Origin of the sequence: Haloplanus sp. GDY1, assembly GCF_023703775.1 — an archaeon.
GTDB classification, from domain to species: domain Archaea; phylum Halobacteriota; class Halobacteria; order Halobacteriales; family Haloferacaceae; genus Haloplanus; species Haloplanus halophilus.
In genome coordinates this window covers 141,389-154,567 of record NZ_CP098515.1, presented here as the reverse complement: position 1 = coordinate 154,567, position 13,179 = coordinate 141,389, and the positions used below count along the sequence as shown (strand labels likewise).

Annotated in this window: 10 protein-coding genes and 2 pseudogenes; 6 read left to right on the top strand and 6 right to left on the bottom strand. The window is 49.5% G+C overall.

Annotated elements, in window-relative coordinates:
- Nucleotides 1-536 precede the first annotated feature (536 nt).
- The 3 genes from glmU (at nucleotide 537) to NBT67_RS16745 (ending at nucleotide 2,638) form a co-directional block, all read left to right on the top strand.
- Nucleotides 537-1,739 (top strand): bifunctional sugar-1-phosphate nucleotidylyltransferase/acetyltransferase, encoded by a 1,203-nt coding sequence (glmU, locus tag NBT67_RS16755; RefSeq protein WP_251344450.1) that lies wholly within the window; start codon nucleotides 537-539, stop codon nucleotides 1,737-1,739.
- 75 nt (nucleotides 1,740-1,814) lie between these two features.
- On the top strand, nucleotides 1,815-2,261 hold the full coding sequence (locus tag NBT67_RS16750) for a VanZ family protein (protein ID WP_251344449.1): 447 nt from the start codon (nucleotides 1,815-1,817) through the stop codon (nucleotides 2,259-2,261).
- A 29-nt stretch (nucleotides 2,262-2,290) separates the two neighbouring features.
- The gene (locus tag NBT67_RS16745) at nucleotides 2,291-2,638 is read left to right on the top strand and encodes a type II toxin-antitoxin system VapC family toxin (RefSeq protein WP_343218040.1); all 348 of its coding nucleotides are present in this window, start codon (nucleotides 2,291-2,293) and stop codon (nucleotides 2,636-2,638) included.
- Nucleotides 2,639-2,966: 328 nt separating this feature from the next.
- Here NBT67_RS16745 and NBT67_RS16740 read toward each other — a convergent pair.
- The 3 genes and pseudogenes from NBT67_RS16740 to NBT67_RS16730 form a co-directional block, all read right to left on the bottom strand.
- Nucleotides 2,967-4,345 (bottom strand): annotated as a pseudogene (locus tag NBT67_RS16740) (ATP-binding protein).
- Nucleotides 4,346-4,560: 215 nt separating this feature from the next.
- Nucleotides 4,561-5,355: a glycosyltransferase family 2 protein gene (locus NBT67_RS16735; RefSeq protein ID WP_251344447.1), complete on the bottom strand. Its 795-nt coding sequence runs from the start codon at nucleotides 5,353-5,355 to the stop codon at nucleotides 4,561-4,563.
- A gap of 77 nt (nucleotides 5,356-5,432) precedes the next feature.
- A complete protein-coding gene (locus NBT67_RS16730) occupies nucleotides 5,433-6,584 on the bottom strand; it encodes an O-antigen ligase family protein (protein WP_251344446.1) in 1,152 nt (383 codons plus the stop codon).
- A gap of 251 nt (nucleotides 6,585-6,835) precedes the next feature.
- On the opposite strand from NBT67_RS16730, the gene NBT67_RS16725 reads away from it, so the two are divergent.
- Nucleotides 6,836-6,979 (top strand): hypothetical protein, encoded by a 144-nt coding sequence (locus tag NBT67_RS16725; protein WP_251344445.1) that lies wholly within the window; start codon nucleotides 6,836-6,838, stop codon nucleotides 6,977-6,979.
- Nucleotides 6,980-7,022: 43 nt separating this feature from the next.
- Here the strand turns inward: NBT67_RS16725 and NBT67_RS16720 are convergent, their stop codons facing one another.
- Entirely contained in the window at nucleotides 7,023-7,439 is a 417-nt protein-coding gene (locus tag NBT67_RS16720; RefSeq protein WP_256474723.1) for a transposase, read from the bottom strand.
- A 1,198-nt stretch (nucleotides 7,440-8,637) separates the two neighbouring features.
- Nucleotides 8,638-8,943, bottom strand: a complete 306-nt coding sequence (locus NBT67_RS16715) for a hypothetical protein (protein ID WP_251344443.1) — start codon at nucleotides 8,941-8,943, stop codon at nucleotides 8,638-8,640.
- A gap of 45 nt (nucleotides 8,944-8,988) precedes the next feature.
- On the opposite strand from NBT67_RS16715, the pseudogene NBT67_RS16710 reads away from it, so the two are divergent.
- Both NBT67_RS16710 and NBT67_RS16705 read left to right on the top strand, forming a co-directional pair.
- Nucleotides 8,989-9,787 (top strand): annotated as a pseudogene (locus tag NBT67_RS16710) (IS630 family transposase); the annotation flags it as partial.
- 378 nt (nucleotides 9,788-10,165) lie between these two features.
- On the top strand, nucleotides 10,166-11,587 hold the full coding sequence (locus NBT67_RS16705) for a sulfatase (protein ID WP_251344442.1): 1,422 nt from the start codon (nucleotides 10,166-10,168) through the stop codon (nucleotides 11,585-11,587).
- On the opposite strand, the gene NBT67_RS16700 is transcribed toward NBT67_RS16705, so the two are convergent.
- Complete coding sequence (locus NBT67_RS16700) at nucleotides 11,572-13,053, bottom strand: flippase (protein WP_251344441.1); 1,482 nt, start codon at nucleotides 13,051-13,053, stop codon at nucleotides 11,572-11,574. The genes NBT67_RS16705 and NBT67_RS16700 overlap by 16 nt on opposite strands.
- Nucleotides 13,054-13,179 lie beyond the last annotated feature (126 nt).

Genomic DNA, 13,179 nt, shown 5'->3' with positions numbered 1-13,179 from the left:
TACTGCGTACTCTGTGGATCCTTCCCGGATCTTCGTAGACAGCGCCGTCGTTGCAGACAGGACTAGCTCTCGAGGAGAACGGTTCAGATATTGGACCACCAGATTTTTCGACGTTCCCTCATAGTGCTTCCCTGCTCTGGATTTGCTATAACTGTCTTGGTGAACAGCACACGCCTTTTCTCCAGTTCGAATTCCCTCCATGTTCGATGCTTCCGCAGAGCGCGACCCGTTCCAAAGAAATCGATGAATGAGTTGCCGCCAACAGACCAGAGCTTCCATCGTATTTTGTTTGCAGATGTATAATATATAAATTGAGGGAAGGAATATTTATATTTTGTCATTTAGAGTGGAATCATATCTAACCAATATCCTCGCTGGCGACAGCATAGGTTGAGTTGTGGTCACTAATACAAATTTACTGTCATTATGGGGGGAGACGAGCGTTCTAGTTTGTTGGGTAGCAACCAACACCAGGCCCGGTTCTTGATAGAGAACACACTCACCTCTTTAGGGATCGCTCCCAGATCGGAGAGTGTATGTACGGAGTGGTGCTCGCAGCTGGTCAAGGAACCCGAATGCGGCCGCTGACTGACGTTCAACCGAAACCGCTGCTTCCCGCCGGTGGTCGGCCGCTTCTCGAACACGTCTTCGACACGTGTCTCGATGTCGTCGATGAGTTCGTCGTTGTGATTGGCTATCGGGGGGCCGACGTACGAGCGAAACTGGGGAATGCGTATCGTGGTACGCCAATCACCTACGTTGAGCAGGACGAGCCGGCTGGTACGGCACACGCGATTGAACAAGCAGAGTCTGTGATTGATGAACGGTTTATCGTACTCAACGGCGATGTGCTCGTCAACTCGACACTCCCGAACGCCCTTGCGGACGCTCACGGACACGCGATTGCAACGACGCCTGTTTCGGATCCAACTGCCTACGGAGTCGTATCGGTTGCTCCGGATGGCTCGCTCGAAGAGATCGTCGAAAAGCCGTCCGATCCCCCGACAGATCTCGCGAACGTCGGCTGTTATGCGTTCGAGCCGGCTGTCTTCGAGTATATCGATCAAACGGAACAGAGCGAGCGTGGCGAATTCGAGATTACCGAAACGCTTGATAGACTCCTCAACGACGATCACGACATCTCGGTGGTCGAATACGACGGCCAGTGGCTCGATGTCGGTCGACCCTGGGAACTGCTGACAGCGAATGAGTGGATACTCGCAGACATCCAGCGGGATATTCGCGGGAAGGTTGCGGACGGCGCTCGGGTAGAGGGAGACGTCGTCATTGAGAAGGACGCAACTGTCCGAGACGGAGTCGTTATTGAAGGGCCTGCTGTCGTGAAATCGGACGCTGAAATCGGGCCGAATGCGTACGTGCGTGGGGCAACAGCAATTGGCTCCGGCGTCCACGCCGGGCACGGCGTCGAGGTGAAGAACTCAATTTTGCTCTCGGGCGCGGCGGTCCCACACCTGTCCTACATCGGCGATTCCATACTCGGGCGTGATGTGAATTTGGGTGCCGGCACGCAAGTGGCCAATCTGCGCCACGACGACAAGTCGGTCCAGATGACGGTCAAGGGCGAACGCGTCGACACCGGGCGTCGGAAACTCGGTGTTGTGCTGGGCAACGGCGTGAAAACCGGCATCAACGTGAGTCTGAACGCGGGCGTGAAGCTCGGAAGTGACGTGCGCGTTGAGCCGGGGGCGACAGTAATGCGCGATCGTGGCCTCGAGTAGGGACGGACGAGAGACAACTGACACTCCTGTCGGAACCGCAGGCTTTAGTCGGTCTCATGGGACCTTCCGGATAGGATGGTTCACGTTCGCGTCCCGCTCGTGCCGCGGTCGCTCCGGTGGGGAATGGTCCTCACGGTCGCAGCGACGATCCTGTATTACTCCGTCTTTACACCCCCGGGAAGCGGCGTGCTCCAGACCGGCCCGTTCGGCGTGCTCGGATACGGGACGTGGCTCCACGGACTCGCCTACGCCGGACTCGCGGTCACGCTCGCGTACGCCTTCCAGGGGCGTCCGTGGCGTGATCGAACTGTCTTGCTTGCGGTGTTTCTGCTCGCTGTCGGATACGGTGCAGGAATCGAGCTGTTGCAGTCGACGCTTGCAACGCGAACCGCCGACATCGTTGACTTGCTCGTGAACGCAGCTGGGGCGGCGGTCGCCGCCGTCTGCTGGCGGATCCTGACGCGACGGGTCCGATTCTACCGTGCGCGACGACTAGCGGCTCTCGAGACGCCGCTGCAGTGACGACGCGGGCAAACCTACTATGGTAGCGTTTGCAACTGATTACGGGGGAATTGGGACATCTATACCTCTCTGAGTATGTGTTCGACGAAGTGATCACGGTGACCCGAAAGTGGACGGGATCGTTCGCCGTAGCCAAGCGATTGAGTGGCCGTCTCCGTGGTCAAGACGAGTATCCTCACGTTTTGGAGTTACTCTATCTGTCACCAGCCATCTTCGCCGACGCGATCGGCGTGTTCGAGCAGGACACCGACCAAGAGTTGAGCTTCATCGACGTAACCACCGTCGCCGTTGCAAATCAACACAGGATTGACCAGATACTGAGTTTCGACGATGATTTCGATGGTGTCGTTCAGCGACTCGATCCGCCTTCAGTTTGACGTCACGTTGGTAAAATTTCGTTGTGACGGCACTCAAGAGGAGCTCGCAGCGGATACCGTGCGCGACTGATCGACTTCGAGGCCTCGGTGAAGAGATAGAGGGAGTGTCAACGGAGTGAGTATATCTGCGACGTCCCAGAGTGAGAATAGATGGACGTTCGCCGGAGTGATCGTTGAGCTGAATCCGACGAACAGATCGGAACAGTCGGGAACGCGACCATATCGGGACAACGACCGCGACGACAATCGATTCTCTCCCACTTCAGCAACTACTGTTTAGCCGTGGGAGGATGTTAGACCGCTCTCTTCGGCCTGTTGCGTAGTTCGACTACAGAAGAGCTCTCATTCCGCGCAGCCCAAACAGCGGCCAGTCTTCATCTACGTCATCAGCGAGCCCATCGACGAATCCGCTCTTCGAGAACACCGCAAATTCCTCGTCTTGCGTGTCCGGTTCCCAGCGAACACGCTCGGCTTTCTCCCGCAGGTCGACACGAGAGCCGCGCCAACCGGCCCGTTCGTCCATTTACACTCCACGAACAGAATCCGGTCGGCGTCCGGGGCAAGCCAGACGATGTCGATCTCGTCTTCGCCGTACCACCACCGCCCGACCTCGGAATACGACTCGAGTTCGCCACGACGGATCACTACCCAGACAGCTTCCTGACAGACGGCCTCGAACGCCGTTGCGACGTGGTCGGGGAGATTCGGTTCGATGGTTCCGTCGTAGACGGCGTCGGGTGCTTCTTCGATGCTGGAGCGGTTCGGTTCGACGAACCGGAACCAGAACCGGAGGAACTCGTCGGCCATTTGGTACCGCGACCGCTTGGACTGCTTCGCCGACGCCGTCACCGGCACCTCACGGTCAATCAACCGCAGCCGCCGGAGGGTCTGGAGGTACTTCGACAACGGCCCCGAATCGATGCCGGTCGCCCCCGCGATTTCGTTGGGTGTCGTGTGCCCGGTTGCGATCGCCTCGAGGATACTCATATATCGCGCGGGTTCTGTAACTCCGTGCAGAGGAGGAATTCGGGCTCGTTGTAGAGGCGGGCTGTCGGAGAGAGAATGTGCCTCCGAATGTTCTCCGGGAGGAGGTGATCGTAGTCGAAGAGGGTGAGATACATCGGGGTGCCACCCGTGACCGCAAACGACCGGATCGAGTTCTCGATATCGTAGGCGATGACATCCCTGGCCTGCTGGAAAGAAAACGGCTGCACATCGATTTGACCCGTACGGCGACCGTACAGCGGACTCTCGTAGTCGAACACCCTGACTCCATCGTACTCACGCTGGAGCCACACAGCACGATCATCGAATCGGTTCCCTAGAGTTGCCCGTCGACGAACGACTGGAGGTAGGACGTAAGGAAGTCGTTTTCTGCCACGAGGTAGGGGAATTCATCGATGGCGACGACGAGTCGTTCGATGGCGAGTTTCTCGCCGAGGTAGTCGAGGGGCTCGTCTCAACCGTCGATTCGGGGCACGCGGTCGTCGAAGTAGTCGGCGACGTTCCCGACGAACTTCTCGCGCTGCCGATCTTCGGCTTCCTAGACCGCCAGGAAGTAGACATGCGGCTGGTCGGCACAGAACTCCTTGAGGAATTCGGGTTTCCCGACGCGACGCCGACCGTAGACCACGTAGAAGTCGTGGCCTGGCGACTCGAACGTCGTGTCGAGGCGTCGAGTTCCTCCGTCCGGTCATAGAAGGTCATACTCTGAATAATGATTACTGCGATAATCACTTATCTCTTCCACCCAGACTCTACGTCATCGGTACTGAGAAACACTCCCCGAAGTTATAGTAGCCGTTGCCACTATGTGCACAGCCGACCGCACGCTGTCGTGCGGTCGAATGAGTAATCAGTTGCAAACGCTACTATAATTAACGCTACCAGCGTTTGTCCCTCCAGAAGACGTTTGCCCAGCGCTAGCCTGAAGCCTTAAAATATGCATATACTGCTGGAATTGCGATCTGCTTACCTGATCGTAGAACATCTATCAGAGAGTGGTCTGTAGTTTGAATCGCAAAGAAACTACAGCGTAGGTTAGCAGCAAACCATCTTATTGTTGACGTTGAGTTAACAATACTATCTCTACGAATATATTCAGTTATTAGAACTTCCGAAAGATTTCCAAGTTTGTATCTATTAGCTAATCTAATAAATAAATCATAGTCTTCCCAGTGTCTTTCCCTATATGCACCTATTTTTTTAATTGCTTGTTTTTTCATCACTACAGATGGATGTACCATAGGATTCTTCCAGTGAAGAGTCAATGTGATCTCTTTGTGATTAGTTGGCATCTCGGTAGTAGAAGTCGATCCATCTGGCCTGACTCGCTTGGCCTGTGTTCCTACGACAGCATAGTCCGGATTGGTTTCAAGAAAGTCTACGCATTTCTCAAGCCAATTAATTTCTGGAACTGAGTCTCCATCTGCTCGAGCGATATATTTTCCTCTAGATTCATCTACACCCTTATTAAGAGATTCTACAATACTGCCGCAATTTTTGAACGTTCGAATTCGTGAATCGTCTAAATTTGATATATATTCAACCGTTCCATCTGTCGATCCGCCATCCAAAATTAAAAATTCAAAATCAGAAAACGTCTGCTCTAGTATCGCCGGGATCGTCTTGGGCAGGTACTCATATATGTCTAATGTAGGCATTACGATAGACACCGTAGGTGTATCTGACATCCTTTCAGCTAGATATTCTTTCATATGAATAAGTCCTGTGTTCTTATGAGATCATATGTCATTTGAAGACTTGTGAATATAGGGTTTTATCCGATATTGATTCATCGGAATAATGCAGGGGATACTGCCAACCCAAGAGCAAAAAAGAGTAGCCTCTGTCCTGGCAGACTTGATGATACAGAAGCATTAACTAAAGCAAAGACAATCATAGCGAGTAGCACTATTCCTAGCGTAGATCTGCTTTGAGCTCGGATTGACTTATATCCAGATATGATAAATGATCCGAATAGTATAACTCCGATTAAGCCTAGCTCGGCACCAATTTCGAGAACTATGTTATGTGGAAATGTACCATACTGTGCAAAGTATCCACTTAATCCACTACCTATGAGTGGAGAATTCGCCCACATATCCAAAGCATTATAATAATACTCAATACGAAGTTCTGCTGAGGAACCTAACTTACCACTGACGAGTACTGAAAAATCCCCTAGGTCTATGTCCGACGAAAGTGTTGTGAACATACCGAAGAACCAACTTGTTATCATTAATAGAAGGATACTGAGAGCAGATAATATTGATCTGTATAATCCCATTCGGGTTGAAATGCAATAAAAACCTACGAGGATCGATGAAGAAATTGCAGCCAACGCTGGCCCTCTTGATTCAATCATAACTAAAGATACTAATATAACAAACAATCCAGTCACGACCGTGATTGAATTCATATGTTTATTAGATAAATAATATATGCCGATAGGTAGTCCTAATCCAATTGATCTACCTATATTAATATGGGTTGTGTTGAAGATAGTAAGTGGATCTCCCAACAAAGCACTACTATAAATGATGAGGGTCGAAACAATCATCGAAATATAAAAAATCAATGTCAGTACAGTATTGATGTCTCCTTTTTTCATCACAGATATTTGTGGATATGATATTAAAGCGATCGGAACTATTAGCAAATCGAAAAATTTTATAATTGCTATCTCTGTAGAAGAAGTCCATGTCAGTGAAAATCCGCAATAAATAATAAATATAATATATAAGGAAATCATAAAAAGGAAATTTTTAGATATGGATAGATATTCATGAATCATAATTGTGTATATTGATAGTAAGAAGACACCGATCAGTCCAATATAATACATCTGTCTCATATTTGGAGTAGTGAATATTGGGAGCGCGATAAATATATAAAATAGATGCGAGAGGCAACCTCTAGTTAGCTCCCAGTTTTTTCCACTCATATTCGATATTCTTCGTCAAAAAACGCGACTTGAATACATATATACTTTGCTTGATGAGGAGACAAAGTCGGATATAGATGACCACACCACCGCGACCGGCAATGACGAACGCACTCTCGGAGTCGAGACTGCCAGAGACGACTCGATAATCAAAGAACGCGAGCTGCCGAAACCGACAGTCGTGAAGATCGACGTCGAGAGTGTCGAACTCTCCGTACTCCGGTTCAATTTTTCGCGAGAACTGCCGACTGGTGTACGTCGAAGTACATACGGAGAAAATCAGGGACTTCGGTAGAGAGGCATCTGAAGTCAAGACACTCCTCATAGATGCTGGCTCCGAAGTCACGGAGATCTCTCAGCGTGGAAGAGAGGTCTTTTTACGGGCATCGAAGTAGGATCTCCCCACCTAACAACACATATTAGAGGGCACTATAGGGGTCAGCAGAGATACTCATAGATTCTTGGCGAGACAAGTGTTGGAAGCACCTCATCGAGATACGCGGTCAGTTCGTTGATTGAGCGAAATAGGCGGTTGGCGCGTTTCGCCTGTAATTGTCGCCACACTGTTCTAACGGGGTCAGTTGCGGCGAATACAGCGGTAGGTACAAGAAGCAGGCCGTCGGCAGCAGCCTGCTTCTTGAATGATCGCTCAATGAAGTACGGAGCGTTGACCAAGACGATCGCTAACTTCTCACCGAATTCCTGCTGAAGCAGTCGAACAAAGTGCTTGGAGACTTCGCTAGTCAACCGGCCCGTGACCGTGGTGATGTAGGAGTCACCGACATCGGTGACCACACCCAAGAGATTAAGCGACGTTCGCCCGCTCGAAAGTCTCGGTCTCGGGCGCGAGTTCACCGGGAACCGTCCCCGTGTCTACTTCGTCTTGATGACTTGCGTGTGCTGGTCGATGACGACGGTCGTGTAGCAGACTGCCTTCAGCGTCAGCCACTTTTTTGAACTCGGCACGCCACTCTCGTTGCCAGGCTGGATCTGCCTTGTAGTGGCGCGGGCGGGCTGTCTGGTAAGACACCCGCCCGCTTCAGCACTTGATACATGTGCGCCAGGGAGTACTCTACGTCGAACGCGTCGGCAAGGTGATCACGGACGAACTGGGACGTCCGCGCGGGTTCGTCGTAGCCCGCCGCAGACGGCGACGCAGCGAGCGTCGCCGTCAGCTCATCCCCTGTTCGTCGGTCAGTCTGGTGTGTTGGCTGGCACGAGACAAGTTGCCGAGCGTGGTGGGCTCGGTTCGGCGACGGTGGCAAGCCAATCGTACACCGTTTGTTCGGGGAAACCGAGCAACTTCTCAATCTCTGCCGGTGAGTTTTTCCTGTCGATACAGCAGAGCGCTCGTGAGGCGTTTGACCGCCCTCACATCCGTTTCCGTGCGCGATTGCTGGCGAAACTGCTCCTCATCGACACTATCTAACTTGCCGCCCCACGTCGTGATAAGATTTCCTACGCGTCTTGAGGATATGAACTATTCTGCTGGTTCCTATCAGGTAAGGTAGAAATGTGGGGTGGTTGTAGATTGTCGGTAGTTCCAATCGTTTTTGATTGCTGACTCAATTTCTGGAGAGAAATGAATGAGATCAGAGCGGCCGATTCATTGAGTCCAACAGAGACGGTGCTCTCACCCCAGTGAGAGCGCCGTCAGTCCAGACACGAGACGAAGCCATCACTTACGTACAGGGCTACCGCTGGACGCGGGTAGCTTCAGCCCGCGTCTAGCTGGCTGTAGGTCGCTGGGATACCGACACCGTTAGTCGGTGCTTCCCACTTCCGATCTAACGTCTCGTCAAGAGCGTGATCAATCCACTCCCGAAACACCTCGAAACGGAACCTGATGAGGGGTGCTCGCCATACATGGCGAGCACCCCTCATCAGACGATCAACCATAGATTCCGCAGTAGGAAGCTCACGAGGACGAACAACAACCGCACAGCTGAATTAGTCGTACTTGTCCGCGCACGCGCTTCGCGCATCGTCTGGAACACTGTCTCGATCGCAGAGAGTTTCTCATAGAAGAATTTGACTTCTTTAGGCGTGCGATCTAACCGATCGCACGCCACGTACGCTCGGACGAGCAGGCCGTGTTTGCCACGGTTCCCTGCTGGTAGAAGACACAGACCGCGAGCGGGAAACGCAGTTCCCGCTCGCTTCCCTCGTACATCACATACTCCGTCCAGTAGGAGACCGTTGTGTCCAGTTTCCCGGCAATCTGTTTCCCACAGCAGATGATCGGCAGAGCGACTGGATGCCACAGCATCAGTCGCTCAATCGACGTGCCGTTGTAGAATCCACGGTCGGCAAGGAGTCCAGCGACTTCGAACGGCAGGGCCGCGACGTGGTCGAGCAATAGTAGTACACAGAAGTATTAGGTGTGTCCTGAGTTAGCATAACAATGACTAACCGGGAGAAAGAGATCGTCCGTCACCTCAGTGAGGACGATCTCAACCGCTTCCTCACACAAACAGACGAGGAGAAGATGAGTAAGCGACTCATCTTCATCAAACGGCTGTACAAGGGTGCAACACTCAAAGACGCATCCGATGATGTTGGAAAATCCCAATCAACCGAGAATCTCTGGGCCAAACGCTGGAATGAGGGTGGACTCGGGAAACTCACGCCGAACTTCGGAGGCGGGCGGCCTCCGAAGCTCGGCGATGACGAGCGTAAGCGTCTTATCGAACGACTCGAAGAAGGCGAAACGCAGAACAAACAAGAGATTCAGCATCTGTTGAACACGGGATATGATGTCAAGTTCCATCCGAACTATCTGCCACGATTTCTCTCTGATCTTGGCCTCTCGTACGCAATTCTACGTACGGAGAGGCCAAATCAACCTGATAATGCCGATGAAATCCTCGAGAACGCGTTGCCGACGCATTCGACGAGGATGAGGCAGACGATCCACACAACAAACGATCTGACGACGACAGTAAAGAGGAATGGACGGTTGACGAGGATGTCCGGATGGACGATGGAACAACGGTCGGATTCTTCGATATTTCGCACCCACAACCATAGGACAATTCACAACGATTCTACACGGTGAGTGAGCCGACGATCACCCGGCCGCTGATGAAAATCGAGACACCAGCGACCGGGTTCTACACACTCAACGGCAAAGTGTGTTCCAGTTCATCCCCAATCAAGAGAAAGAACAGATTTGTGCGTATTTCGAAACGATCCGCGAGCAGATCGTTGACAGCGGCTTCGAGTTGATCAGCTGGAATCGTGTGCAACTGCTCGAACGTGTAGTCGTCAGAGTACGTCTTCAGAGTGGTGTCGGGAACGGCCTTGATCAACTTCTGATCAACGCTACTTGGGTGACTACTTTTGATCCCGGAGTCGAAAACTGCGGCTTCGACTCCGGGGAGCGGAAGTCCCAACAGAAGGTAGACCGCTAAATTTTCGAGGTCTGAGGCCATCTGGGTGGTAGAGAAATCTCACACACACCCATCCAGACGCTTTCTGTGAACCTAACCCCGTCAGTTGTGACTATCCACTGACCTAATGGGAACCACAGACGGTAATCAATACAGAAGTTTCATACCGGTCCAAATAAGTCACTCCCTATGGAACACCCAAATATACTCTGTATCTCAATCGACAGTCTCCGGAGTGATTTTACTTCATTTATGTCGGATTCAGATGAGAATACTACACCGTTCCTGAATTCGTTATCATCTCAATCAACAATTTACGATAACACAATATCCCCCTCAACTTGGACTCTCCCTGTGCACACATCTATTTTCACCGGGCTTTTTCCTCCAGAGCACGGGGTGGAGACTGGAGAGGATATACTTGGGGAGTATCCTACATTCGCACAGATTCTTTCTAAGAATGGCTATGAAACAAAAGCATTCTACAAAAACGGGTGGTTAGCCACAGGCGAAATTTTGCGGGGATTCAAACAGGTATCTGATTCCGCTTCCAGATCGGAGAATTCGGAAAGATCACGAAAAGGACAGTTTGCCGAAGCTGTAGGTGAATTCTCCCCCAAATCAGAATTTATTCTCAAAGAGACCTGGGATACAACAACACAGTTCCTAAATTGGAAATCAATATTTGCGGATAGTTTACAATCCGACAAAGGAGGTCAAAAAACAATCGATAGGGCGATATCTGCGACAGATTCAATCAACGAACCGTTCTGCTGGTTCATCCACTTGAATGATGCTCATTGGAAATACGCACCGCCAGCCCCTCATCATACGACGTTTTCTGAACGTAGCGATCTGAGCCTTCTATATAATTATGCGCTCTGGCAAAGTCGTATATATGGTAGTCGTACGAACCGACTGAAAGTAGCAGCAGGTGATATAGAACCCCCTGAACGTCAAGTAGAGACATTCAAGAATCTATATCGAGGCGGAATCCGATATTGCGATACATTAATCGAAGAACTTGTCAATAGTCTAAAATCGAGAGGAATCTGGGAAGATACGATCCTAATTGTATTCGGAGATCATGGCGATGGATTTGGGGAAGATGGAATCTTTGGCCATCACTTTTCAGTCCATAACTCTGTGATCAAAGTCCCCCTATTAATTCGTGATCCGACTGGACGATTAGAGAACAAGAGAATATCATCGCCAACCTCTCTGATAGACATTTATCCTACTGTTCTAGGCTTTATTGGGGAATCCGGACGGTCTCCAAACGCAATCGATTTAGCTCAAGACCAACGTGATTTTACATATACATATTACGATATTTCAAATCAGGATTACTATACGGAAGCTCCAAAAAAAGGTATAGAATTAGAGCGGTTGCCTCCAGCAAAACAGTACGTCATCTATGGGGGAAAAGAACAGAAAGGAGTTCAATATCCTGACCAGGAGAAATTCATCAAAATTGGGAACTCCAATGATTCCTTGGAAAGCAAATTAAATAGCCATACAAAGAGCCTGACCGAGGTTCAAACGAGAGAAGGATCACTCGGCGCCGATGTGGAACAACAACTTGAAGACCTTGGTTATTTAAGAGAGTAAGTTTTTCTGAGAATCTTTTGGATCTCAGTTTGATCAACAGAACCTGTAATTATACACAAACCTGCGAATACGAGAAATCCAGACGGTGGGATAATAACTAATGATAGAATATTTCCTTGAATCAACTTATCGAGACCATATATAAAGACACCCGAGATGATAGATGTCAAAGCTATCCGCAGAAATCGGAGGTCTCTGATCGGATTAAATCCGATTATCTGAGCACTCATAATATGTAGAAAAACCATTGACAGATAGCCAATACTGGTTGCTACTGCCGCACCGAGAATTCCATATCTCGGGATAAGAATGAGATTAAGTCCGAAGTTGACGGCCGATGCAATCCCGGTCGCGATAATAAGTACTCGGAGCTTTCCATTACCTTGTCCAATAGCGTAGATCGGCTTTGCAACTGCAAAGCCAACAGTCCCAGGTAACAACACAAGTAACGGGACGATAGAACGGCTAAATTCTGGGCCAAAATATATCGGCATCAGTGAATCGGCTAAGGTTGCAAGTCCTATTGCGAGCAATACGGACAAGAGTAGAGTGTAACGAGTAGCTAATGACGCTATCTCGGTGATTCTCTGAACTTGGCTATCTGCCCAAAGTTCTGAAGTTGAATGTACAAAGACTGCGTGAATTGCTGTCGGTGCAAACCAGAGAAATTGAGCGATTTGAAGAGCTGCTTTATAGAGTCCGGTCTCTGAACTTCCAGAGATTCCTCTTATGAGGATAATATCTGTATGATATAAAGATGCGGTCAATAGAATCAATACAGTTGAGGTAAGATTATATCGTAGCATACGATCTATAGATATTTCAGAATATCCTGAGAGCGAGAACACAGCTTGTTTCAGGTCTAATTTATTCCGCAATATCAGAAGGCCGAAAAGACCAGTAAGAATACCAGCAAGTATATGAGCAAGGAGCAAACCAAAGACGCCGAATCCAAAGAGTAATAATACAATACCTACTGAATAGAATATAACTTTTTTACCGATATTTAATCCCTCAGCATAATGTTCAAGATTATAGCTCATCAAGGAACTCCAAGAAATTCCATGTATTTGATTGCCGAATAAGACTAACACGAGAATTAAGAGATACTCACTAATTGGTGATTCAATAGCTCCAATTGTCCTCAAACTAATAACTACCGCAACTATGAGGCCTCCAAAAATGACTGACAAGATGGTTCCTAAATGCACAAAGAATCCAAACACCGCTGTAACCCACTCAAGATTCTCAATATTCTCGGATAGATACTTACGGAGACTAGTTCGTACGCTTGTTATCATTAATATACTTAAGATCGAGAGCACCGACAAAATAAACGAGTAATTGCCATAATCTGCAGGCCCGAGTAACCTCACGATTAGCGGCGTTGTTACTAAAGATATGAATAAGATTGTAATTTTCCCAGAAAGAACGGAGAAAATCCCTCTGAAAATATCTCTATTCACAGAGGATCGTTGATCAAGAGAGATTATAATAGCTTACATTCTCGTAGGGATTTTCACCTCGCAATAGATGTAAGTGTATAGTGTTTGACTCCCTAGATGTGAGCAGTTCGAAGTCGTCGAGGACAA

What these genes read in the sequence shown, in the direction of transcription:
- NBT67_RS16705 (WP_251344442.1), top strand. Translation starts at nt 10,166, where the DNA reads ATGGAACACCCAAATATACTCTGTATCTCAATCGACAGTCTCCGGAGT.
- NBT67_RS16735 (WP_251344447.1), bottom strand. Translation starts at nt 5,355, where the DNA reads ATGAAAGAATATCTAGCTGAAAGGATGTCAGATACACCTACGGTGTCT.
- glmU (WP_251344450.1), top strand. Translation starts at nt 537, where the DNA reads ATGTACGGAGTGGTGCTCGCAGCTGGTCAAGGAACCCGAATGCGGCCG.
- NBT67_RS16750 (WP_251344449.1), top strand. Translation starts at nt 1,815, where the DNA reads ATGGTTCACGTTCGCGTCCCGCTCGTGCCGCGGTCGCTCCGGTGGGGA.
- NBT67_RS16730 (WP_251344446.1), bottom strand. Translation starts at nt 6,584, where the DNA reads ATGAGTGGAAAAAACTGGGAGCTAACTAGAGGTTGCCTCTCGCATCTA.